The organism is Bacillus sp. A01H, assembly GCF_045277205.1.
GTDB lineage: Bacteria > Bacillota > Bacilli > Bacillales > Bacillaceae_G > Bacillus_A > Bacillus_A paranthracis.
Window position 1 is genome coordinate 5,298,000 of record NZ_CP117702.1, and the last position, 23,028, is coordinate 5,321,027.

The 23,028-nt window shown below is 34.9% G+C and carries 21 protein-coding genes; all 21 read right to left on the bottom strand.

Translation table 11 applies throughout. The annotated features are described in order from the left end of the window. Nucleotides 1–69: 69 nt before the first annotated feature. The 21 genes from PSR14_RS28205 to PSR14_RS28305 all read right to left on the bottom strand — a co-directional run bounded on the left by PSR14_RS28205 (nt 70) and on the right by PSR14_RS28305 (nt 22,996). On the bottom strand, nt 70–738 hold the full coding sequence (locus tag PSR14_RS28205; protein ID WP_000449614.1) for a Yip1 family protein: 669 nt from the start codon (nt 736–738) through the stop codon (nt 70–72). 16 nt (nt 739–754) lie between these two features. Further along, nucleotides 755–1,453, bottom strand: coding sequence for a Yip1 family protein (locus PSR14_RS28210; protein WP_000387976.1), 699 nt, complete (start codon nt 1,451–1,453; stop codon nt 755–757). 113 nt (nt 1,454–1,566) lie between these two features. Further along, entirely contained in the window at nt 1,567–2,769 is a 1,203-nt protein-coding gene (locus PSR14_RS28215) for an ABC transporter permease (RefSeq protein ID WP_000054372.1), read from the bottom strand. After that, on the bottom strand, nt 2,766–3,446 hold the full coding sequence (locus PSR14_RS28220; RefSeq protein WP_000631616.1) for an ABC transporter ATP-binding protein: 681 nt from the start codon (nt 3,444–3,446) through the stop codon (nt 2,766–2,768). The genes PSR14_RS28215 and PSR14_RS28220 overlap by 4 nt, the downstream gene beginning before the upstream one ends. Then, nucleotides 3,443–4,636, bottom strand: a complete 1,194-nt coding sequence (locus PSR14_RS28225; RefSeq protein ID WP_000249042.1) for an efflux RND transporter periplasmic adaptor subunit — start codon at nt 4,634–4,636, stop codon at nt 3,443–3,445. Before PSR14_RS28225 ends, PSR14_RS28220 begins: the two co-directional genes overlap by 4 nt. 239 nt (nt 4,637–4,875) lie before the next feature. Next, nucleotides 4,876–6,210 carry an MFS transporter gene (locus tag PSR14_RS28230; protein ID WP_000477605.1) on the bottom strand — a complete coding sequence of 445 codons (1,335 nt, stop codon included), beginning with the start codon at nt 6,208–6,210 and terminating at the stop codon, nt 4,876–4,878. Between the two features lie 19 nt (nt 6,211–6,229). Continuing rightward, a complete protein-coding gene (locus PSR14_RS28235) occupies nt 6,230–7,264 on the bottom strand; it encodes an ABC transporter substrate-binding protein (RefSeq protein WP_098486929.1) in 1,035 nt (344 codons plus the stop codon). After that, complete coding sequence (locus PSR14_RS28240; RefSeq protein ID WP_074541148.1) at nt 7,261–8,043, bottom strand: DUF3919 family protein; 783 nt, start codon at nt 8,041–8,043, stop codon at nt 7,261–7,263. The genes PSR14_RS28235 and PSR14_RS28240 overlap by 4 nt, the downstream gene beginning before the upstream one ends. A gap of 66 nt (nt 8,044–8,109) precedes the next feature. After that, on the bottom strand, nt 8,110–9,540 hold the full coding sequence (locus PSR14_RS28245) for a HAMP domain-containing sensor histidine kinase (protein WP_000054049.1): 1,431 nt from the start codon (nt 9,538–9,540) through the stop codon (nt 8,110–8,112). A gap of 11 nt (nt 9,541–9,551) precedes the next feature. Beyond that, nucleotides 9,552–10,223 (bottom strand): response regulator transcription factor, encoded by a 672-nt coding sequence (locus PSR14_RS28250; protein ID WP_098486928.1) that lies wholly within the window; start codon nt 10,221–10,223, stop codon nt 9,552–9,554. Between the two features lie 121 nt (nt 10,224–10,344). Further along, on the bottom strand, nt 10,345–11,337 hold the full coding sequence (galE, locus tag PSR14_RS28255; RefSeq protein ID WP_000095011.1) for a UDP-glucose 4-epimerase GalE: 993 nt from the start codon (nt 11,335–11,337) through the stop codon (nt 10,345–10,347). 117 nt (nt 11,338–11,454) lie between these two features. After that, nucleotides 11,455–12,471: a UDP-glucose 4-epimerase GalE gene (gene galE / locus PSR14_RS28260; RefSeq protein ID WP_098486927.1), complete on the bottom strand. Its 1,017-nt coding sequence runs from the start codon at nt 12,469–12,471 to the stop codon at nt 11,455–11,457. Between the two features lie 85 nt (nt 12,472–12,556). Next, nucleotides 12,557–13,375 carry an SGNH/GDSL hydrolase family protein gene (locus PSR14_RS28265; RefSeq protein WP_098486926.1) on the bottom strand — a complete coding sequence of 273 codons (819 nt, stop codon included), beginning with the start codon at nt 13,373–13,375 and terminating at the stop codon, nt 12,557–12,559. Nucleotides 13,376–13,473: 98 nt separating this feature from the next. After that, nucleotides 13,474–14,382, bottom strand: a complete 909-nt coding sequence (locus PSR14_RS28270; RefSeq protein WP_098486925.1) for a LytR family transcriptional regulator — start codon at nt 14,380–14,382, stop codon at nt 13,474–13,476. 166 nt (nt 14,383–14,548) lie between these two features. Further along, the gene (locus PSR14_RS28275) at nt 14,549–15,574 is read right to left on the bottom strand and encodes a GDP-mannose 4,6-dehydratase (protein WP_098486924.1); all 1,026 of its coding nucleotides are present in this window, start codon (nt 15,572–15,574) and stop codon (nt 14,549–14,551) included. After that, entirely contained in the window at nt 15,552–16,925 is a 1,374-nt protein-coding gene (locus PSR14_RS28280; protein WP_098486923.1) for a UDP-glucose/GDP-mannose dehydrogenase family protein, read from the bottom strand. Before PSR14_RS28280 ends, PSR14_RS28275 begins: the two co-directional genes overlap by 23 nt. A 93-nt stretch (nt 16,926–17,018) precedes the next feature. Further along, entirely contained in the window at nt 17,019–18,539 is a 1,521-nt protein-coding gene (locus tag PSR14_RS28285) for a polysaccharide biosynthesis C-terminal domain-containing protein (RefSeq protein ID WP_218952489.1), read from the bottom strand. A 22-nt stretch (nt 18,540–18,561) separates the two neighbouring features. Further along, nucleotides 18,562–19,599, bottom strand: coding sequence for a glycosyltransferase family 2 protein (locus tag PSR14_RS28290; RefSeq protein WP_169509291.1), 1,038 nt, complete (start codon nt 19,597–19,599; stop codon nt 18,562–18,564). A 37-nt stretch (nt 19,600–19,636) separates the two neighbouring features. Then, nucleotides 19,637–20,539, bottom strand: a complete 903-nt coding sequence (locus tag PSR14_RS28295) for an ATP-grasp fold amidoligase family protein (RefSeq protein ID WP_098486920.1) — start codon at nt 20,537–20,539, stop codon at nt 19,637–19,639. A 40-nt stretch (nt 20,540–20,579) separates the two neighbouring features. Next, nucleotides 20,580–21,797, bottom strand: a complete 1,218-nt coding sequence (locus PSR14_RS28300; protein WP_169509293.1) for an O-antigen ligase — start codon at nt 21,795–21,797, stop codon at nt 20,580–20,582. 86 nt (nt 21,798–21,883) lie between these two features. Next, nucleotides 21,884–22,996: a glycosyltransferase family 1 protein gene (locus PSR14_RS28305; protein ID WP_098486918.1), complete on the bottom strand. Its 1,113-nt coding sequence runs from the start codon at nt 22,994–22,996 to the stop codon at nt 21,884–21,886. Nucleotides 22,997–23,028: the final 32 nt, after the last annotated feature.

The window sequence follows — 23,028 nt, forward strand, 5'->3', positions numbered from 1 at the left end:
GTGGTATTTGAAATAGGGGTAAAAATAAAAAAGGTGACTCCGAAGAGCCACCTTTTTTATTTTATTTCCTTATTGGAACATACCTTGTAAAGCTCCCATTCCAAGAGTTAAGACAAAGAAAACAATAGTAATAATTGTTGCCTGTTTTTTAGTTAAGCCTGCTGTAATTTGAAGACCTAGCCATGTAACCACATATCCCCAAATCGTAAACACTTCAAATTTACTTACAATACCTTTTACAACACCACTACTCGAGGCGAAAATTGGTCCTAGGCCAGTGTACATTTCTTGACCCGATCCACCTAAAATATAGGCTAAAATTATATTTATTAATACACCAATTAATGAAATAACACTTGAATATACAGTAATCGCCAATAATTTTTTATAAGAAGTATCATTGCTCATAAACACCATTAATACTTTATACACTACAGCACTTATTAAGAAACTAAATCCCATACCAAGAGCACCTACACCGAATCCCATACCATATGTCATTCCAGCTGAAACAGTAACACCTAGTTCCTTATTAAGCTTAATAGCTTCAGGTGTTAGAGAATATACATAAGCAGCAAATCCCCCAACAAGTCCACCTAATAAAACAAGTATCCAAAATGCACCCCAAACTGCATTACTAGTCTTCATTCTCTCAAACTGTTCACCTGGAGAAGTAATCATTCCAAATAATGATGGCTTTTTTGAACCTGCATCTTGCGTATTAATATTCGTTTCCATTATAACGCCTCCTTATTTATACTGGCATATTTGGTAAAAATGCCGCAATTAACATAACAATTGCTGCTAAGAATAATGCTTTAATGATAAATAAAACGATAATCGGAATAGCTGCTTTTACTTTACTTACTCCCGCTGTAATTTGTAGTCCTAACCAAATTAAGACGATATTCCACAAATAAAACACTTCAATTGTATTACCGATTCCATAAGCGAGTGAACCTTGCTCAAATAGTGGTCCTAAACTTGTATATGCACTTGGTGCTTCACCTAAAATTAAAGCTATAATTCCATTAATAAATCCACCAATAATAACAACAATGTTCGCATATACAATAATCGTTACTAGTTTTTTATAAGAGGTATCATTCCCATAGAACATCATAAATATTTTATAAATAGCTGCAACAATGAACGTTACCAGCATACCACCTATAGTACCCGACACAAGACTGGAAATAACGTCGGATGTCAGTGAACTCTGTCCCGCAAATTCACCTAGTTCTTTTTTCACTCTCACCATCTCAGGTGACGTATTCGTAACGTACGTAGTAAAAGCACTTAAAAGCCCTTGTAATAACGCCATTAAGAAGAACATACCCCAAACTTTCTCGCTCGTCTGCATTCTCTCAAACTGTAAACCAGGGGAAGTAATCATTCCAAACAATGATGGCTTCTCGCCGCCTGCTTTTTGTATATTCACATTTGCCTCCATTATAACGCCTCCTTCCATTTATATAACCCGTTCTAACGGGCGGTTCACTTCCTCATATAGAGGCTACGAACCGCCCACTAGAACGGTAGTGTGTAGTTCTACTACACGATTACTTACTCATAACGAAGTGCTTCAATTGGATCTAATTTCGCAGCTTTGTTTGCTGGAATTAATCCAAAGATAATACCGAGTGTCATAGAGAACAGTACGCCTCCAACGACAACTTCCCATGAAACGAGTGGTGGCCATTTTGCGAACGTGGAAACGATATATGCTCCGCCATATCCAAGACCAATTCCGATCAAACCACCTAGAAGTGTTAACATAACTGCTTCAATTAAAAACTGTAATAAAATTTTACTACGCGTTGCCCCCAGTGCTTTACGTATCCCAATTTCGCGCGTACGCTCCGTTACAGATACGAGCATAATGTTCATAACGCCAATACCACCAACGACTAATGAAATACCCGCGATACCACCGATAATCATCGTCATAATATTAGTTACCTTAGAAACATTTTCTTGGAATTCTTTTAAGTTTACCAGTTCATATTTACCTGGAATTTCACTTGGCTTACGACTATTTAATACATCAACAGCCTGTTTCCCAGCTGCTTCTAAATCGTCTACATTTTTAGCTTGAATTGCGATGTTTTGAATCTCATCTGTTCCGTATAAAACAGGCCATAACGTAAGAGGGATTAGCGCTTCTTCCATTTCAAATCCCATAAACTCATTATCAGAGGTATACACACCAACAATTTGCATTGGCTGCCCCTTCATCTCAATAATTTGTCCAACTGGGTTTACGTCCTTAAATAACGTTTCTTCTGTTTTTGTGCTAATCATCACAACGTTATTTGCATGAGTAATATCTGATTCACTTAAAGTACGTCCCTTTACGACCTTTACTTTATTAACTGCAAAATATTCATTATCAAGACCAATAACATTCAGATTTGCCTTTTTATCATTTACATCAAGCACCTCTGAATTCCGGTTTGTCGTAATAACGTGTGAAACATCTTTCACTTGTTTTACTTCCAAAATATCCTCTTCCGTTAACTTTGGCATTTCAAATCCACCCATAGCAAACTCATCATTAATATCTGGTTGAAATTGAATTGGCATAAGATTATTACCACCAGAACCTGCGAATTTCGACTTCAGCATTGCTTCCCCGCCTTGCCCAATTGCAACGACAGTAATAATAGAACCAACGCCGATAATAATACCTAGCATCGTAAGGGCTGAACGCAGTTTATGAGCTAAAATAGAAGAGAGGGCAATTTTTATACTATCTAGTAAACTCATACCGCACACCTTCTATCTTCTGTAATTTTCCCATCTCGCAGTACAATGCGTCGGGAAGAATACGCTGCTACTTCCTCTTCATGCGTAACCATAACAATTGTTGTACCTTCCGCATTAAGCTTCGTGAAAATATCCATAACTTGCTCACCAGACTTCGTATCAAGTGCACCAGTCGGCTCATCGGCCATAATGAACGTTGGATTATTCGCGATCGCTCTTGCAATTGCGACACGCTGCTTCTGTCCACCTGACAATTCGTTCGGTAAATGATGCACGCGGTCCGCTAATCCAACTTTACCAAGCGCCTCTAAAGCACGCTGGCGACGTTCTGCTTTCTTTATGCCACCATATACGAGCGGAAGCTCAACATTTTCGACTGCTGAAAGACGCGGCAGCAAATTAAAGTGCTGAAACACAAAACCGATATATTCATTACGAATTAAAGCAAGCTTTGACTCGTCTGCTGTTAAGATATTCACATCATTGAGCATATATTCGCCTTCTGTTGGACGATCTAAACAGCCGATAATATTCATAAGCGTTGACTTACCAGAACCAGACGGTCCCATAATCGAAACGAACTCCCCGCCTTGAATTGTTAAACTAATACCATGCAAAATCGGCACTGCCAATTTTCCTTGATAATACGTTTTAGCAATATTATTTAACGTAATCATTTCTCTTTCACTTCCATTCCGTCATACACATCGTCGGAAGGATTTTTAACCACCTTTTGCCCCACTGTTACGCCTTCAGTAATCTCTGTCCAGTCTCCATCAGTAGAACCTTTTTTCACATTCTGTTTGCGAAGCTTCCCTTTATCCTCAACATAAACAAATGCATCATCGTCTTTTTCTACGATGCTCTTAGTCGGAACAGCAACCATCTTCTTATTCTCTAAATTTACTTGCAGAGAAACGTGATAACCTGGAGATAAACCATCTTGACTATCAAGACTTGCTTTATATGTATATTGAGACATATTTTGAGTCGCTTCACCCATACCGCCAGCTTGCGCCATCTCTGCACTCGTTGGGAATTCACTTACCTCTGTAATTTTACCTGTCCACTTCTTCTTATTATTTGCTTTCGCAGTTACAGTAAATGTTTGATCCTTTTGAATTTGTGATTTTTGAAGCTCCGTTAACGTACCTTGAATTTGGAATGGATCTTTAGAAGCCACTTGTAAAAATGCTTTCCCTTGACCACCTAACGCTTGAGATGAACTTTGCGCCGCATCTTTATCTAACTTTTGAACGACACCAGCAAAATTACTATAAATCGTAAGCTCTTTTTGCTTTTTACTTAATTCTTCTTTCTGCAACTTCCCTTTTTCTTTCTCAAGATCAGTTGTCTTTTGTGCTATCTCTAACTCACTTACTTGCTCTTCCATAGGATCTGTTACTTCTTTCCCAGCTCCGCTATCTTTCGCTTTCTTAATTTCTTTCTTCAGCGAATCAATTTTCTTCTTCCCTTGATCATAACGCATATCTGCCATCTTCTGATCAAGCTCAGCTTGCTTCATTTGAAGATTAATCTCTTCATTATCATAAGAGAATAACTTCGCACCTTTCTCAACCTCTTGTCCTTCTTTTACCTCAATATCTTTCACTTTTCCTTTGGCCGGATCCGCATAAAAACTTTCAATATTCCCAGGTTTCACCTGACCAGAAATTAACTTCGTATTATTCAGCTTACGCTCCGTTACCTTCTCGAAACTTACAGCATCAGCAGATGTTGATGCCCCCTTCTTCTTCCCTTGCATTACAAAAATATTAACTGCTGCTACAATAACAATTAGTGCAATAACCCCGATAATAATCCATTTCTTCTTCTTGTTTGGAGTACGAACCGTATTTGGTACCATATTCTCTCTCCTTTTTATAACTTAATAGTTTAATATAAAATTGTATAAAACTTTCTGAAAATGAATTACATATTATTACATTCTTTTTACAAAGTTTTACACATCCATTTATATTGTAACAAAAATTCCAATGATTAGAAATATGACATTATGTCTTTTAAGATAGATTTAAGGAAAGATTATCTTAATATAAGAAAAGCTATCCAAAATAATAATTGGATAGCTTTTCAAACAAAATATTACGCTGCTTTAGGCGCTTTGCTTTCATGTCCACGTTGAACAATGAACAAGAAGATTGTTGATAAAATAGCACCTGTTAATAGTAAGATGAAGCAACCATCCCAGCCAGAACGATCAACAATAACACCGATTGCTGCGTTTGCTACAAGACTTCCGCCTACGTAACCGAACAGACCACACATACCAACTGTCGTACCTACTGCAAATTTCGGTACTAATTCCATCGCACTTAAACCGATTAAGAATTGTGGTACATAAATTAAACAACCGATAATAGAAACTGCAATACTTACAACAAGTATGCTAGTTGCTTGCCAATATACAAACGTACCAATAACAACTCCGACCATACTAATGATACATAATGGCATACGTTTTCCTTTAAATAATTTATCACTTAAAAGACCAACGATTAATGAACTTGGAATTGCCATACCTTCAAAGATTGCATACGCCGCATGTGCTTCATTTTTTGAGAAACCTTTAACTGTCGTTAAATAAAGTGGAACCCAGTTAATAACGCCGAAACGAATTAAATAAACGAATGCATTTGCAATACATAAGAACCATACAAATTTATTTTTCACTACATACTTCATTAAAATTTCTTTTGGTGACATCTTGTTAGCATGATCTGCTTTTTCAAGATTTTCATAGTCATTACGATACTCATCAATTGGAGGAAGACCTTCTGATTCCGGTGTATCCTTCGCATTAATCCAAACAAGAACTGCAATTACCATTGCGATAATCGCTGGGAAAATAAACACGCCGCCTTGCCAATGGTTTTCACCAAAAATACCTACACCAATTCCGACAAGTGGTGGCACAAGCATTCCACCAACGTTATGTGAAATATTCCAAAGACCTGTTTTCGTACCACGTTCTTTCTTCGAGAACCATTTCGTCATAACGATACTACAAGGAGGTGCACCCATACCTTGTACAATACCATTCACAACAAGTAATGTAACGATCATCCCAAATGAAGATGCAAAACCGAAACAAATATTTACAAGCCCTGATAAGAATAAACCGACTGCGATAAAGCGCTGGGCGAAAGCTTTATCTGATAAATTCCCCATAAAGAACTTACTAAATCCATAAACAATTGCCATTACTGAACCTAGTAGACCAATTTGAGCTGTACTAAAACCATATTCTTGTACTAAATACGTACTTGATAACGTAAAGTTACTACGAACTAAATAATAAGCAGCATATCCAACTGAAATTCCGATTAACACACGAATACGTAGTAATCGATATACACGGTCGATCATATCCGCAGGCAATCTTTCAATTGCAGGTGCTGGCTTGAGCCATTTAAACATATTCTTTCGTCTCCTTTTCTCACTTCTGAGAGAGACGTTGTCTATTCCATATCTCGATTATTCCGCTATTTGATATATGTTGGTTCGTTCTTCTAACCGGCTGTCCTTCTATTTCTTTCTCGTTCTTCGTAAACATCGTTGGTACGCCAAACGAAACCTTTTCTAAAATGTGACCCGCTTCTTCTGATAAACAATAATCAATAAATAAATCCGCAATAATACCATTCGGTGCACGCTTTAGTTTCGAAATCGCATTAACAGATAGCCCTGTTTGCTCAGGTACGATACTTACAACTGGAAAGCCTTGTTTTTGAAGCATTCTCTGATCTCCCATGAAATTGATGCCTATCATATACTCACCACTCGCAACAAGCTCTACTGGCATGTAACCATTTACCGTTACTTCACCAACTTGCCCTGCAAAACTCTTAACATATTCTTTCGCTTCCTCTTCATCTACAGTATCAATAAGTGATTGAAAAAACGTATATGCTGTTCCTGAAACATTTGGATCTGGCATAACAATCTTTCCCTTATATACTGGATTTAATAAATCTTGCCACCTTGATGGATAAGGAAGTCCAAGCGGTGCTAATTCTTCGTTCCACCGCTCTTTATTAATCGCAATTGCCAGCTTCTCTACTTCATAACCGTACCAATAGCCGTCTTTATCTTTAACAGTTTTTGAAATACGGTTCGCATGCTGAGTCGTAACAGGAATAGATAGATTTTTTTGCTTCATCATTTGATGCGCGTCTACCGTACCGCCAATAATAATATCCGCTTTCGGATTTCCAGCTTCCTCTTCTACCCTCCGAAGAAGCTCTTCTGTCGAAAGACGAATAAATTCATACGTACAGCCGCGTGGTTTACAAAATGATGAAAGCAACGCTTCCCCAACTTCCTCGCGAGCCGCTACATACGCAACAAGATGACGATCATTCAAAATAGGGAGACCACTTTTATTATATTTAATAGAGGTCGTATCTCGAGAGCAACTAGACATCGCTCCTCCAATTACTAGCAAAAAGAAGAAAAAGGCTATCTTTCTCATGACACATTCTCCTTTACAAATACATTTGCGAGGGAGCTTTTCATATACATGACATTCCCATTATTATCACCGAGATATTGCACAACAAAATACGATGGATACACAGAAATAGTAAGAATGTCTTCACGCTCATTCTTTATACGCTTACCAGTTTTATAAGCGGTAACATAAGCGATCGGTTCATTCTGTGATTGTAATAACTTCTGAATTTCTCCGTAATCTGTAATTTGCTTTGCATACCGAATCGAATCAAGTATGTGCGTAACATTCACCGCACGTTCTACATCACCTTGGCGTACTATGACATCTTGTGCTGACGCAAAAAAATCATGAATACGTTCCGGTGTGTAATACAGGCTTAACAAATACGTTTGCAATGCTGAAATCATTGGATCCGTACCATTCTTTCCGTACATATCAGCCCCGTACTGGAACAAGTCACCTACTGCAAAAGTACGCTTCTGACCATTCAAGTACGTTACTTCTCCAGTAAATACTTGTTCTTGATTCTTAGCTTCACTCGGATTGATTTGAATTCGGTCAAAAAATGAAACAATCGTATGCAAACGAACTTCATCCGTTATAACAATTTCTCCCCACTTTTCATGCCTAACCTTCATTTCAGTAGGCAGGGATTCATTCACTCTTTGTAAAACAGCTTGTTTGTCATTCACAATTGTGATCCGATTATATATTTGCTTCTCCATCACATAAAACAAAATAAGAGAAACAATGATACAAAAGACAAACATAAGAATTTGAAATGATAGCCTTTTCATTTCTGCCTACCTCCAAGATAAAAAAACGTTGTTTCGAAAATATCGCATAATTGTTTCATAAATGTATCATTTAACCGCTTTCAAGTTTTTTATGTCTTCCATCCGTCTCGGAAGTAAGAATGTAATAAATATGGTAGTACCAACCTCTTCACTACTCTCAATCCGCATACTTCCGCCCTGCTTATTCATAATCTCCTGACAAATATACAAACCATACCCATTCCCGTAACTTGAAGAAAGTACCTTCCCTTCTGGCGATTCATTCCACTCTGCCAGCACCCCTTCATCGATACCAATGCCATCATCATGAACAAACACCTTCGCCTCACGCTCATTTACAATGACATTCATACGAATTTGCGTAGCATCGCTATATTTTATCGCATTATCAAGCACATTTAAGAAAATCTGTTTCGTCTTATCGAAATCGGCAACAACATATACATCTGTTAACTCATTAATAACTTCAATCTCAAACTTCTGCAGACGAGGTTTCACGATTGAAACTGCTTCTTCGGCTAATTCCTTTATATTCACAACTGTAGGTGATATTTCAAACGTACTCGTCCCGTACTTTGAAGACTTAAGTAATTCCTCTACAAGTGATAATAAACGCTCACTTTCTACAGCTACATAACGCAAGCTCTCCTGTACATCTTCCTTCGCCTTTAACTTCGGAATTAAATCCACATAGCCAATAATCGCCGTTAGCGGTGTTTTTAGCTCATGCGTAATACGGTCTAAGAAATCTTTCTGCTTCTCTTTCTCTTCCTTCAATTGCTTAATATGTAGTTCAATCCCATCAGCCATCGCATTAAAAGACGCTGAAAGCTGCGCAATTTCCACATATTCATTTAGCTCAATCTTACTTTTATAATCACCATTCGCAAGCCGGTGCGCCATTTGTCTTAACTGATCAATCGGCTTATGAAGAGACTTCGCCAAACGAATTGCAAAGAAAATACCTGCAGCTACAAGACAAAGAGACGTCATTAAAAACGTCCAACCAACATTTGTTAAAACTTCCTTCTCACCCGTTAACTCATTTATAAAACGAACACTTCCAATGACATCGTTTCCATAATACACTGGACTTGAAAACAAAAGAATTGGAGCCGGGTCTCCCTCTTCAAACACATACGATTTCTTTCCCTTCAAGGAACTCTCAATATCAATATTCCGATGAAGAAGCGCTCCCTTTTGCGTATCCGCCACAACATCTCCATTCTTCCCAATCATCTGTACACGGACATCCATGCGCTTCGCTAAATACGAAGCAATTAAAAGTGAATTTGGACCGAGCGTCTCGACCTCTGCTTCCTTCTCTAAATAATTCATCGTATAAATTTGTGCTTCTACACTTAACTTTTCTAAAGAATTTGCCGCATTATGATACATATTCTTTTCTAACGTAATATAAACAACTGCGTACAAAAGGACAAAAATCGGGATTAACAGTCCAACGATTCCAAACACCATATTTCTTTTTAAAGACATACCATCACCACTTAACAATCCAGTTTATAGCCAACGCCATAAATCGTCTTAATATATTCCCCGCTCTTCCCGAGCTTCTTCCGCAGTCTTTGCACCATAATATCAACCGCTCTCGTATTTCCGATATACTCAAATCCCCATACTTTCTCAAGTAACTCATCTCTCATAAATACACGCTGCGGATTGGAAACAAACAACTGACATAAATTAAACTCTCTGTACGTTAACTGAACCTCTTGTCCACTCACATGCACTTTTCTTTCCTTAGGACAAATCGTTATCTCTCCCGCCCCGATTACTTCATGGCTTACCGTTACCTCTTTCTTCTTCACGCGGCGCGTCATATTCTTAACCCGAAGAATAAGCTCCGCATAATTAAACGGCTTCGTCACATAATCATCTGCACCAAGCTGCAAGCCAAGCAATTTATCATTCATCTGACTCTTCGCAGTTAACATGAGCACTGGAATATCCCGATCCTTCTCCCGGAACAAACGAAGTAACTCATACCCATCTGTATCCGGAAGCATAACATCCAAAATCAAAACATCCGGCCCTTCCCTCCATCTCTCTAAAGCTTCTCTCCCGTCAACCGCCGTAAGAACTTCATATCCTTCCATCTCAAGCTGCATCCGAATCAAATTACGAATACTCGACTCATCATCCACTACAAGTATTTTCATTGTTCTCCTCCTTCCAACCTGTATTATAGTACAGTTTAGTATAGCAAAAATCTTATAAAAAAAGAGAGGGTATTGTCGAACATATGTTGAACGACAATACCCTCTCCTTCACTTATTAGTCTTACTTATCATAACCATTAGGTTTCTTCTGATGCCAATTCCAAGCATGCTCAATGATTGTCTTCACATTTACATACTGAGGATCCCAACCTAACTTCTCTTTCGCTTTCTGAGAAGAAGCAACTAAACGTGCTGGATCTCCCGCACGACGTGGTGCTACCTCAGCAGGAATTTCATGATTTGTAACTTCACGAACTGCATCAACGATTTCTTTTACGCTGAAACCATTACCATTTCCTAAGTTATAGAAATCACTCTCTCCGCCGTTCTGCAAGTCTTTAAGACCTAAGAAGTGAGCTGCTACTAAATCTTCAACATGAATATAATCACGGATACAAGTACCGTCTGGTGTATTATAGTCATCACCAAACATCATAATCTTCTCACGTTGACCTAACGCCACTTGCAATACAAGAGGAATTAAATGCGTCTCTGGACGGTGATCTTCCCCAATAATACCATTTGGAGTTGCACCAGCCACGTTAAAGTATCTGAAAATCTTATAACGTAAATTAGAAGCTTGGCTATACCAATGAAGCATCTTCTCGATTGCTAACTTCGTCTCCCCATACGTATTCGTTGGATTTGTCATCGTTTCCTCAGTAATAAGGTCTACATCTACCTCACCATACGTCGCCGCAGTAGAAGAGAAAATAAACTTATCTACCTTAAACTCATCCATTACCTCTAATAAACAAAGTGCACCATACACATTGTTATTATAATATTGAAGAGGCTTCTCCATACTAACTCCAACTAAAGAATCAGCTGCGAAATGCATAACCGCCTCAATATTTTCTTTTGTAAACACATCTCTTAAAAATGCTTTATCACGAAGGTCGCCATTATAAAACTTCGCACCTTCCGTAATTGCATCCTCATGACCCGTTTGTAAGTTATCTACTACTACTACAGATAAACCTTCGTCTACTAATTTTTTCACAGCGTGAGAACCGATGTAGCCGGCTCCGCCGCAGATTAGGATTGAACTCATTGTATACCCACTTTCTACATAGCTAAATTTTCAGGCTTAGAACTATTTAATTTATAATATATTATACCATAGACATCTATCCCAATTACCTATAGTGTGTACACTAAAGCCTTAATGCTATTTTGTGATATACCCATCTTTATTATTTGATTGCCACTTCCAAGAATCTGCACACATTTCTTCTAATCCTCGTTTTGCTTCCCATCCTAGTTCCCTTTTTGCTTTTGATGCATCTGCAAAACATATTGCCACATCGCCAGGACGACGATCTATAATTTCATAAGGGACTTTCTTATCTGAAACCCTTTCAAAAGCTTCAACCATTTCTAGCACACTATACCCCGTACCTGTGCCCAAATTATAGGCGTCTACTCCTGTTGTATTCAGTACCTTCTCTAGCGCTTTTACATGACCATTGGCTAAGTCTACAACATGTATGTAATCACGGACGCCTGTTCCATCTTTTGTTGGATAGTCGTTTCCAAATACACTTAATTCTTTTAACTTACCTACCGCTACTTGTGTTACATATGGCATTAAATTATTCGGAATTCCATTTGGGTCTTCTCCAATTCGTCCACTTTCATGTGCACCAAATGGATTGAAATAACGGAGTAACGCAATACTCCATTCCTCGTCAGCAAATGCTATATCACGCATCATTTGTTCAATCATTAATTTTGTTTGACCATATGGATTTGTTGCACTTAATGGAAATCCTTCCGTAATTGGTGATGTTTCTGGAATACCATATACCGTTGCAGATGAACTAAAAATCATCTTCTTCACATTATGCTTTTGCATCACTTCACATAATACTAATGTGCTAATAATGTTATTATGATAATACATTAATGGCTTTGCTACCGATTCACCTACAGCTTTTAAACCTGCAAAGTGAATGACAGCTTCAATTGTATTTTCCTCAAAAATTTTATTCAGTGCCTCGTAATTCACAAGATCCTCTTTATAAAACTTAAATTGTTTTCCTGTTAACTCTTTCACTCGATTGATAGACTCTATTGAGCTATTTGACAAATTATCTACTACAATAATTTCATAATCATTATTCAATAATTCTACGCATGTATGACTACCAATATATCCTGCTCCACCTGTTACAAGTATTGCCATAAATATACCTCCAGTACTATTGAATGTTAATAAAAAAGGAAATCATTTATCTTTTATAAAACAAATGATTTCCTTCCTACAGATTTTATTTAGCTATAAAATAATCCGTTACATATTGCGCCCACACTTCATGCCCTTTAGCACTTGGGAAACCAAACTCTTCTGTTAAGTACGGCAGGATAGCCTTCGTTGATGCATCAGGCCATGCTCCCCAATGATCCACATATGTATAACCATTTTGCGTCGCAAATTGCTTTAACGCCTCAATTGCTTTTGGATAATTCTTCGCACCATACACTGGATTTGATGGTTGAATCATAATCGTAGCACCTTTTGCACTAGTGGAAAGTGCTTGTACAAACTTCTGTGTACTCGCAACAGAGTTTCCATTACCAGTTTTACCATTGTCAGTAATAAATGGTGGTTCAAATAAAATCACATCTGGCTTTTCTTTCGCAATCTCTTTATCACGTTTATTCGTAATTAACTCGTCTGTACTTTCACCCTTATATTCCTTTACCGTCACATTCCATAAACCTTTACCATAAGAAGCATCTAGGTTAGCCGTTAACTTAGCTGCCCAAGCACCTTTTTCAGATGAAGAAGCTTCATCACCAACAATAACAAGATTTACTGCCTTTTTATCTTCAGCGGCTTTCTTTACCTTCTCTTTCACTTCATCTGGTAAATTCTTCGCATATGCTTCATTAAAAGATGACTTTGCATCTTGTTTCTTCTCTACTTTCTTCGTCCCACTATCTTTCACTTCAGACTTCGCTTTCGTTACTTCACTCGTCTGTCCCGTCGCATTCGCAATCTTCTTATTCCAATATAATTTACCGCTCACAACCGAAGCGACAAACAATACAAAAATAACTAGGACAAGTACTGCTTTCTTATTCATCGATTCACCTCATCTATTATTCTCACAACATATAATACTAATATAAATTCACGCAAAAATAAACCCAACTCCTACCAAAGGAGTTGGGTTATTACATATTACTTAGTCACTTCAAGATGCGCTCTTAACTTATTCGTTAAATCTTGTTTCGCTGCATCTGGAACATAGTAGTACCAAATACCATCAGCGGCTTTGTGACCGTCACCTGGAATTTGAATATCCTCACTATTTTTTAAGCAATCTTTATAGTTTTTTTGCATATCAAACATTTGATCTTGTGTTAAATTTGTTTTCACGTTCTTTTGAATCGCTGTTAACACATCACCATAGCTCGTAAGTGAAGAGAAACTCGCCCCCTTCTTAATAACAGCTTGCATCACTTGACGTTGACGCATTTGACGTCCGAAGTCGCCACGTGGGTCTTCTTTACGCATGCGTGTATACGCTAGAGCTTGGTCACCAGTTAAGTGGATATTTCCCTTTTGGAAGTGTTTCCCTTCTAGAGAGAACTCTAAATCGTTATTAACATCTACACCGCCTACTGCATCGACAATATCCTTAAACCCTTCCATATTCACTTCAATATAGTAGTTAATAGGTACATTTAAGAACTTTTCTACAGTTGCGACAGACATATCTACTCCACCAAATGCATAAGCATGGTTGATTTTATCACTTTTACCTTTTCCAACAATTTCAGTATACGTATCACGAGGAATACTTACAGTTTTCATTGAATTATTTTTAGGATTTAAAGTAATAACCATTAAAGAATCTGAGCGCCCTTTATCTTCACCACGTTCATCCGCTCCTAGTAATAGGATAGATACTGGCTCAGATTTATTAATTTTTGCTTCTTGTTTATTATTTTTATCACGCTCTAAAGGTTTATGAACTTCATTTAATGTATTTGAGACTTTAGAATATACATTATAAGCGTAAACTCCTCCACCTATAACTAATACTCCTATGATTCCTAATATCCAAAATAGGATTTTCTTTTTCATTATTATAGACCTCTTCTTTCCATCACTCTGAATAAATATCCAGATAATAAAAATAACACTTTAGTCTATTATACTAAGGATGCTAGACTATAACCAGCTTATTACATTCTACCTCAAGTATTCTGATGCACCGTTAGAATTTTCTTTTTCAAAATCAGAATCCAGATTATTTCACTTTATAATACTCTACATACCAATTAGCGAATTCTTGTAAACCTTTTTCTATAGAAGTTTCAGGTTTAAAATCTACAGCCTTCTGTAATAAATCTGTAGATGCATAAGTAGCTGGTACATCTCCTGGTTTGATAGGCTCAAATACCTTTTCAAATGCCACTTCTCTTCCTAAAGCTTTACCTAGTACCTTCTCCAATGTTTCGATAAACACCATTAGTTTTTCAGGGTTATTATTTCCAATATTAAATACCTTATGCTCAACATCACCTTTAGGTGGATTACTTAAAAGTCGCTGAATTCCTTCAACGATATCATCGATATAAGTAAAATCACGATACAGGTCGTTTTCAAAATCACCATTATTAAATATTTTAATCGAATCGCCAGCAAAATATTTATCAGTAAAGCCAAAATAAGCCATATCTGGGCGCCCCATTGGACCATACACTGTAAAGAAACGAAGTCCAGTTGCAGGGATTTTGTACAAGTGACTATACGTATGAGCCATTAACTCATTTGATTTCTTAGTAGAAGCATAAAGCGAGACTGGATTGTCTACAAAATCTGTTTCCTCAAAAGGTACCTTTTTATTAGCTCCATAAACAGAACTTGATGATGCGTATACAAGGTGCTCAACAGGGAAATGTCTACATGCTTCAAGAATATTATAAAAACCAATGATATTACTTTGAATGTATACATCTGGATTTTCAATTGAATATCTCACACCAGCTTGCGCAGCCAAATTCACCACAATATTAGGCTTGTACTCTTCAAAGAGCTTAGTAATCATATCCTTATCAGAAATATCACCTTTAATAAAAGTAAATTTTTCATAGGGCTTTAATTGTTCTAAACGAGCATATTTAAGATTTACATCATAATAGTCATTTATATTATCAATACCTATTACTTTGCAACCTTGATCTAATAATTTTTTAGATAAAAAGTATCCTACAAAACCAGCTGCTCCAGTAATAAGATATGTTTTACTATTATCTAGAGGCCTGTAGTTCAATGTTATTCAACTCCTTCATACGATCTCTATTTGTTGATTTTCTACCAATGGAATGATATTCTATGCCCGCTTCTTGCATTGCTTGAACATCATAAATATTTCTTCCATCATAAATTAGTGGTGTTCTCATTAACTTTTTATACATCTCTGGAGTTAGTGCTTTCACTTCTCCCCACTCGGTGAAGATAAAGCAAACATTAGCTCCTTCTAACGCCTGTTCAATGTCTGTAACATATGTGATATTCCCATTTTTATTTCTTCCCTCAGGATATACTTTCGCAAAATTATTTGCACCGACCGGATCAAAAGCATAAATGTCTGCACCTTGCTCTAGTAGTAAAGGAATATTTTCAAGAGAGGCAGCTTCCCTTAAATCGTCTGTACCAGGTTTAAATGTTAAACCTAATACCGCTACTTTAAGACCATTAAAAGTAATTAATCTTTGACTCGCTTTTTTGTACAATAAAGTCTTTTGATCTTTATTCACATCAATTGCAGCCTTTATGGTTCTTAGTTCATAACCATTTTGTCTTGCTAAATACTCTAATGCTTTAGTATCTTTAGGGAAACATGAACCACCAAAACCAATACCTGCATTTAAAAACTTACTTCCAATACGCTCATCGAAACTCATACCTTTTGCAACATCTTGAATATCAGCTCCGACCAACTCACAAAGATTTGCAATATCATTCATATACGAAATTTTAAGAGCTAAGAAATCATTAGAAGCGTACTTAATCATTTCAGCGGATCGTCTATTAACTGAAACAATAGGCAAATGGAATGGCTTATAAAGATTCATTAATACTTCTTCTGCCCATTTGCTCTCAGTACCAATAACAATTCTTTCTGCGTACAACGTGTCATGGACAGCAGAACCCTGAGCTAAAAATTCTGGATTTGATGCTACTTCTACTTTCACATCATTAACTAAAAAGTCTTGAATAAACTGCTCAACTTTATCGTTCGTTCCAATCGGAACAGTTGATTTTACAACAACAAGACAATCTTTTTCTACACTTTCAGCAATTTGCTTCGCAACAGTTGCAATATATGAAAGGTTTGCAGAACCATCTGCTTGTTCGGGAGTTCCTACCCCTATAAAAATTGCATCTGCATCTTTGTATGCTGATTTGTAATCTGTTGTATAATTAATTCTTCCATCAGCATAATTTTTCTGCATAAGTTCTTCTAAATCCGCTTCATAGATTGGGGATACTCCAGATTCCATTAGCTTTACCTTTTCTTCATCAATATCAACGCACGTTACTTGATGTCCCACTTCTGCAAAGCACACTCCTGCTACTAAACCTACATAACCTGTTCCTGCTACTGCTATTTTATACATCATTACACCTTCCTTTTTTCACCATTCGCGCACCTTATACTAGAAAACATATCTAATAAAAAGCACTAAACATACTTATTTAAAAATATGGTACTATATATTTTTACTTTTTTTCTTAAAAAACATCCTTTTAGCAATTAAAATAATTTCTTTCATATCCTTATAATAAAATACTGTGCCTATAAGGAGAGTTATTAGAGTTGCTATTACAGCCACTTCTATCCCATATATAAACCAACTAATATACGAATCTAGGGTAAGAGAGGGCAGAAGTTTAACAACTAAAATTGTTACTACTGAACTCAGTGCATACACCATTATCTTTTTTATAAATATCCAGATACTTCTTTTTAATATATTTTTAGATAGGTATATCGCATATTGAACTGTTCTAAATAACATTGCACATAAAGTTCCTATTGCAACCCCTATAATACCAAAGAAGTTAACTAAGATAAGAGATAAAACAATGTTAATTATAGCTTCAAGAATTGCGCCATTTCTCGTTTGCTTGTAATGACCCGCTGCTAAAACAACTGCATTGTACGGAATCCTAATACAAAAAATTGCTTCAGCAGCAATTAAGATATATGCAAATGTTGGCCTATAATAATCTGCATCGGTAATTCCACTAGTATACAGTGAAACAAAGGGTAATATTAACAATGCAGTAGATGTAAATAGTACTGTAGTTATAGTAAAAGAAGAGAATTCAAACATACGAAAATTTCTATTCAATACTTCCTTTTCATCTTTAGCAATCATATTACCGAAAGCGGCTTCTAAACCTGATGAAAAAGTAGCCGTTATTTTTTTTATACTAGAAACCACCAAATAATAAATGGAGTATACCGAAACCTCTTTCATATTAGCAAATATAGTAAGTAAGGCTATATCCGTATTAGTGTGCAATAAAAATGCAATATGGTGTCCCAAACCATCCCATCTTTGTTTAATAGCATTATTATCTGGCTGACAATCCTTTATAATCTTATATTTCCGGTGCACGTAAATATTTAATAACAGTGGTCTAATGACAAAAACTACTGCACTTCCCAATTTCACCATATGAATACTAGCATCTAAATTCACTAAAATTATAACTAATACTGTATTAAATAATAACGTAATAATCTGTACTACAGAAGTTACGTAGGACCTTTGATCGGCCTGTAATAAGATTTGATATGAAATCCCCAAATAATATTGAAAAAATGTACTTATACCTATAATTAGCACTAAAGTAAAAGTAAAAAACTTATCAAAATTATCTCCTACTAAATATGGAAATATTAGTGCCATAATTAATAAGTAACCTATGAATATATACGCCACTACTTTGAAAAACCGCTCTGTTGCCTTCATAATTCCACTTATGGAATTGATATTACTACTTGCCAACGGTTTATATAAAGCTGCACGAACAACTCCCCCTACCCCAGCTTCTAGTAAAATAATATATCCTAAAAACTGGGTGATTGAGTTAATGAGCCCATTGACATCTGAACCAAATGTACTAATTATTAAGCGTGGTAATATTAACCCGCAAATTATCGCCACTATTTGAAGTATTAATGCCACACTTATATTCGCTAATGCTTTTTTACTACGCATTCTCACTGCAATCCCTTCACTACTACGCAAAATACTTAGTAATTTTCTTTAATGAATTAATTACCTTTCCATAAATAAAAATCGCCTTATAATAATTTTTTCTTATCAAATAAAATAATATTTTCTTTTCCGATGAAAACCCTGAAATTTTAATTTTCTCCATCGCATCTTTATATAATTGCTCTTGCTGAAAATTAGTAATTATAGTGATTTTATCCTTTTTAGATATATTGGAATTTATCAATTCGAATATATAATTTAAAAATAATTGCATATAAAACTGATAAAACTCCTTCAAGTTATCCTCAGTATCCATACCCAATTTCTTCAAATAATAAAGTAAACTTCCCCTTACCACCGTAATATCCTTAAGAAAATTTACATTGAGGGTATTAGTAATACTACTTAATACCGTCCGATAATTATATAATGCATAATTAACATATATTGTTCTTTTTGATTTATACAGTAAAGGAAGAGATTGCAATAGATCCTCCCCATTTTTAACTTTATAATCCTGTGAATGATCTATATTATTTAATAAATTACGTTTCACTGCTTTACAGACTAAATTATTTAAATTGGAACTATTAATTATCTTTTTAAAAAGTTCCTCTTTATTCTTATTATCAAAAACTGTTTCATCTTTAAAAATAGAGGGAGCCTCAGATATGAACTCCCCCTTTTCTGAAACTCTTTTATATTTAAAAATTACCAAATCACAATTATATTCATCTATTGTTTGATTAATTTTTTCAAGCAATTCCGTTTCCCAATAATCGTCTGAATCGAGAAACAAACAAAAATCACCACTAGCTTTCGAAATGGCATTTTGTCTTGATGTCAAAAGTCCTTGATTATTTTGATGATACAGTTTTAATCTATTATCCTTTTTTGCATATTCTTCACATACCATACCACTTGAATCTGTAGATCCATCATTAATTAGAATGACCTCAAAATTTTGATATGTCTGATTTAGTACTGATTCTATACATTCAGCTATGAATTCTTCTACATTATATACTGGAATTAACACACTAAATTTTGGATTTTCCATATACAATTCTCTCATTCCATTTCTTCTTTTTACTTAATTATAAAATAGGTAATTTAATTAAATTACCCATTTCTATATCTAAATCTACAGGATCAAATTTCCCATAACCGGCTTCTGGATAAAAGGTTATCTCTCCAAAATAAAGTTTCTCATTTATTGAATAAAAATCAACCCTAACATATGGGTGCCCTTTTGATAGTATGTTAGCCAATTCAAGCATTTCTTTAAGTTTATTTGGTTTTTTTATAATTATATCAGGATTACTTGGATATTTTATTGAAGTGGGAACATATTCCCATTTACTATTATATAGATTTCTCTTATGACCATTAAATCTATCATAATCCACTTGTATAATTTTAGTTTCTCCATTAAAACAATACATTTTATAATCTTTTAGCTCTGTGCCCGATTCATCTACCATATATTTTTCGCAAACAATTTTTGGCTTTACATTTTTATATGGCCATTCTCTATGCATCCAATAATATTTTCTCTTTAACCACATATTAATTTCTTTTTTTAATTCTTTATAATTAATTTTTGATTTATCTTTACAAATATAAACATTTCCTGAAGTATGATTTGGTTTTAAGACAAATTGATTTGGTAATACCTCAAAATCTATTTCCTCAAAGCTATCATAAACACCGATTAGAGGTATTAAATATTCTTCACCAATTTTATCAGCAATATATTTTCTCACTTCAAACTTATCAACCATCGTTGTATATTCTGGATTCCGATTATACAATTTTAGCCATTGTAATTTTTCATTAAATGTTTTTGGATTTTCGAAATCTAACTTTTTTCCAGTTGTTAATTTATATTTAATTTCTAAGTAGGTCTTATCTGGAATTACCTTGGATATTTTTGTTCCCAAAATGTAAAGTATTGCCCGTTTTGGGTTCTTTATGCCTTTTATAATTTTATTAATCATTGATAGTTTCATCCTTATTAAATATTTTAAATTCCCTTACTTATTCGAGAGTTTTTTGTGTTAGTTCTTCACCACTAGGTTTACCAATTTTATATATTATACTTCCGATGGCCAATATCATACTAATGTGTTTATCGTAGTAATAAATTAATCCAACAGATAAAATAATATATATGCCTATTATGGCTATAAAAGAGTAACATAAAGCACTTTTTTGATTTTTCTTAGATTCTTTATACAGGCCTTTTAAAACAATAAAATGGGTCAAATAAAAAAGAAATGTCCCTATAACCCCTATACCAACTAAAAGCTCTACAAGGTTGTTATGTGAATAAGTAAATTCCCCTCCAATTGCTTCAATCCCATATAAAGATCTAAAATTATCTATTCCATAACCTGTAATCGGTCGTTCTTGAAACCAATCTAATCCCATGTCAATCATATTTGCCCTAATATTTATAGAACCTTCATTTGCTCCTTTCCCTAGTATATATGAGAACAAATGCTCCATTCTAACACCTATTATTGTATATAATAATTCAACATTGAATATTACATATAGGCTTATTACTAGAGTAATAAGGATTCCTATTAAAGCTTTAATCTTACCTTTAATTCCCGCCTTCTGTTGAATTAGTAGAATCGCAATAATTGTAAGAACAACAAAAAGAAGCGCTTTTCTAGATCCTGTTAAAAAAACAACAAAAATATTTATTAGCATAATTGGCGTATATAATAAATATTTTTTCTCCTCAATAATGAAATAAAAGCAAAATATGGAGGATATCCCGATTATCATACCTATTGAATTAACATTTCCTAGCTCACTTCCATATCTAGTTACTTGAGAAAAGTCGGAACTAGCCAAAATATATACTCCCGTAATAAAACCTGAATATACAAAAGAAAGCAAAAAACTTCTTAATTTCTCGAATGTATCGATATAATTGACTAGAGAAATCATTAAAAAATAAATAAGTATTATAGTTTTAATCTTACTTACTGCAATACTTTGATTAATTGCAAAGAATACAGAAACAAAACAAACTAAAATAAATAAAAAATAAATAAATAAAAATTTATTAAATACTATTTTTTTTCTTGTTAGTAGGACATTAGACCATATAGCGGCTATAAAAGTCAACGCAAGAAAATTACTGATTGAATTCAATCCATCTCTAAAAGTAAATAAATATATACTTAATATATATAAAAACATTATTATGTTAATTATTCTGCTTAAGGTAAATTTCTCCATTACTAGCTCCATTCTTTAATTAAGATCTGCTACATTCTTATAAATGGTGATACAACTAATAAGTTTAAGCATATTTGATTAGCAATCTATTCTGTTACTAATTCCATCAATTTTTTTGATTCAAAATTAATATCATATCCCTTTTTAACAAAAGCTTTTTGTACATTACCTCGTTCATAACCATTTGAATACGTTAAAGCTTTTTCTGCCCATTTTTCTGGTTCCTTATTAATGGTAAGATACTCTATATTCCCCGTTATATCTGCCTCCCTAGTAATTGTATCTGAAATAATACAAGGTAAACCTGTACCCTGTGCTTCAATTACTGTATTAGGCATTCCTTCATACAGCGACGGAAAAATAAATACATCCATTGCCATCATAATATCAGGAACATCAGATCTAACCCCCGTGAAAATAACTTTTTCAACCAATCCCATCATTTCCACTTTTTTCCTAATATTATTTTCAAGAGAACCTTTTCCCGTTAAAACTAATATGCTATCGGCATTTCTTTTTACTATTTCCGAGAAAACATCGATTAAATAACTATGATTTTTCTGAGTATCAAATCTCCCCACATGACCAACAACAAATTTATCATCTAAGTTAAGCTCTTTCCTAATTTTTTCTCTTTTTTCTTTATTAAATAGAAAAGAATCTAAAGGAATAGCGTTCTTAACAAGCATTGCTTTTCCATTCTCCACACAATTTTTACCAAAAGTATATTCTGCAGCTTCTGTAGATGGTGCAATCTTAACATTGGGAATTGTCATGGGTAGCCATTTAAATAGATTATGTAATACTCTACCAATTTCACTAGCGGCATTAGAATTACTAGACCTTTGTACCAAAGTTTTTGCTCCGCCCATTTTTGCTGCAATTAAATCAACTGTTGCCAATGAGTGTTGTGAGACTCTCATCACATATTCATACTTATTTTCTTTCACAACATTTTTTAATGTAAGAAAAGCCTTAATCCAGTTTTGAGATTTAGGCACTGCATAATAAACCTTTCCACCTAACTCCTTTATTTCTTCTTCATAATATCCTTTTTCTAAGGACATACAGTAAAAGTCCATTTGATATTTTGTTTTATCTAACGCACGATATAGCTTCATTAAGAAGGTTTCCGCACCACCTGCGTTAATTGTGTTTACAATACATAAAAGTCTTTTAGGTTGATTTTCTTTTGTCATTCCAAACATGCCCCTTACTCGATGCTTAATTT

Excerpts from the sequence above, each read along its gene's own strand:
- PSR14_RS28205 (WP_000449614.1), bottom strand. The coding sequence starts at position 738 with ATGGAAACGAATATTAATACGCAAGATGCAGGTTCAAAAAAGCCATCA.
- PSR14_RS28210 (WP_000387976.1), bottom strand. The coding sequence starts at position 1,453 with ATGGAGGCAAATGTGAATATACAAAAAGCAGGCGGCGAGAAGCCATCA.
- PSR14_RS28215 (WP_000054372.1), bottom strand. The coding sequence starts at position 2,769 with ATGAGTTTACTAGATAGTATAAAAATTGCCCTCTCTTCTATTTTAGCT.
- PSR14_RS28220 (WP_000631616.1), bottom strand. The coding sequence starts at position 3,446 with ATGATTACGTTAAATAATATTGCTAAAACGTATTATCAAGGAAAATTG.
- PSR14_RS28225 (WP_000249042.1), bottom strand. The coding sequence starts at position 4,636 with ATGGTACCAAATACGGTTCGTACTCCAAACAAGAAGAAGAAATGGATT.
- PSR14_RS28230 (WP_000477605.1), bottom strand. The coding sequence starts at position 6,210 with ATGTTTAAATGGCTCAAGCCAGCACCTGCAATTGAAAGATTGCCTGCG.
- PSR14_RS28235 (WP_098486929.1), bottom strand. The coding sequence starts at position 7,264 with ATGAGAAAGATAGCCTTTTTCTTCTTTTTGCTAGTAATTGGAGGAGCG.
- PSR14_RS28240 (WP_074541148.1), bottom strand. The coding sequence starts at position 8,043 with ATGAAAAGGCTATCATTTCAAATTCTTATGTTTGTCTTTTGTATCATT.
- PSR14_RS28245 (WP_000054049.1), bottom strand. The coding sequence starts at position 9,540 with ATGTCTTTAAAAAGAAATATGGTGTTTGGAATCGTTGGACTGTTAATC.
- PSR14_RS28250 (WP_098486928.1), bottom strand. The coding sequence starts at position 10,223 with ATGAAAATACTTGTAGTGGATGATGAGTCGAGTATTCGTAATTTGATT.
- galE (WP_000095011.1), bottom strand. The coding sequence starts at position 11,337 with ATGAGTTCAATCCTAATCTGCGGCGGAGCCGGCTACATCGGTTCTCAC.
- galE (WP_098486927.1), bottom strand. The coding sequence starts at position 12,471 with ATGGCAATACTTGTAACAGGTGGAGCAGGATATATTGGTAGTCATACA.
- PSR14_RS28265 (WP_098486926.1), bottom strand. The coding sequence starts at position 13,375 with ATGAATAAGAAAGCAGTACTTGTCCTAGTTATTTTTGTATTGTTTGTC.
- PSR14_RS28270 (WP_098486925.1), bottom strand. The coding sequence starts at position 14,382 with ATGAAAAAGAAAATCCTATTTTGGATATTAGGAATCATAGGAGTATTA.
- PSR14_RS28280 (WP_098486923.1), bottom strand. The coding sequence starts at position 16,925 with ATGTATAAAATAGCAGTAGCAGGAACAGGTTATGTAGGTTTAGTAGCA.
- PSR14_RS28285 (WP_218952489.1), bottom strand. The coding sequence starts at position 18,539 with ATGCGTAGTAAAAAAGCATTAGCGAATATAAGTGTGGCATTAATACTT.
- PSR14_RS28290 (WP_169509291.1), bottom strand. The coding sequence starts at position 19,599 with ATGGAAAATCCAAAATTTAGTGTGTTAATTCCAGTATATAATGTAGAA.
- PSR14_RS28295 (WP_098486920.1), bottom strand. The coding sequence starts at position 20,539 with ATGATTAATAAAATTATAAAAGGCATAAAGAACCCAAAACGGGCAATA.
- PSR14_RS28300 (WP_169509293.1), bottom strand. The coding sequence starts at position 21,797 with ATGGAGAAATTTACCTTAAGCAGAATAATTAACATAATAATGTTTTTA.
- PSR14_RS28305 (WP_098486918.1), bottom strand. The coding sequence starts at position 22,996 with ATGACAAAAGAAAATCAACCTAAAAGACTTTTATGTATTGTAAACACA.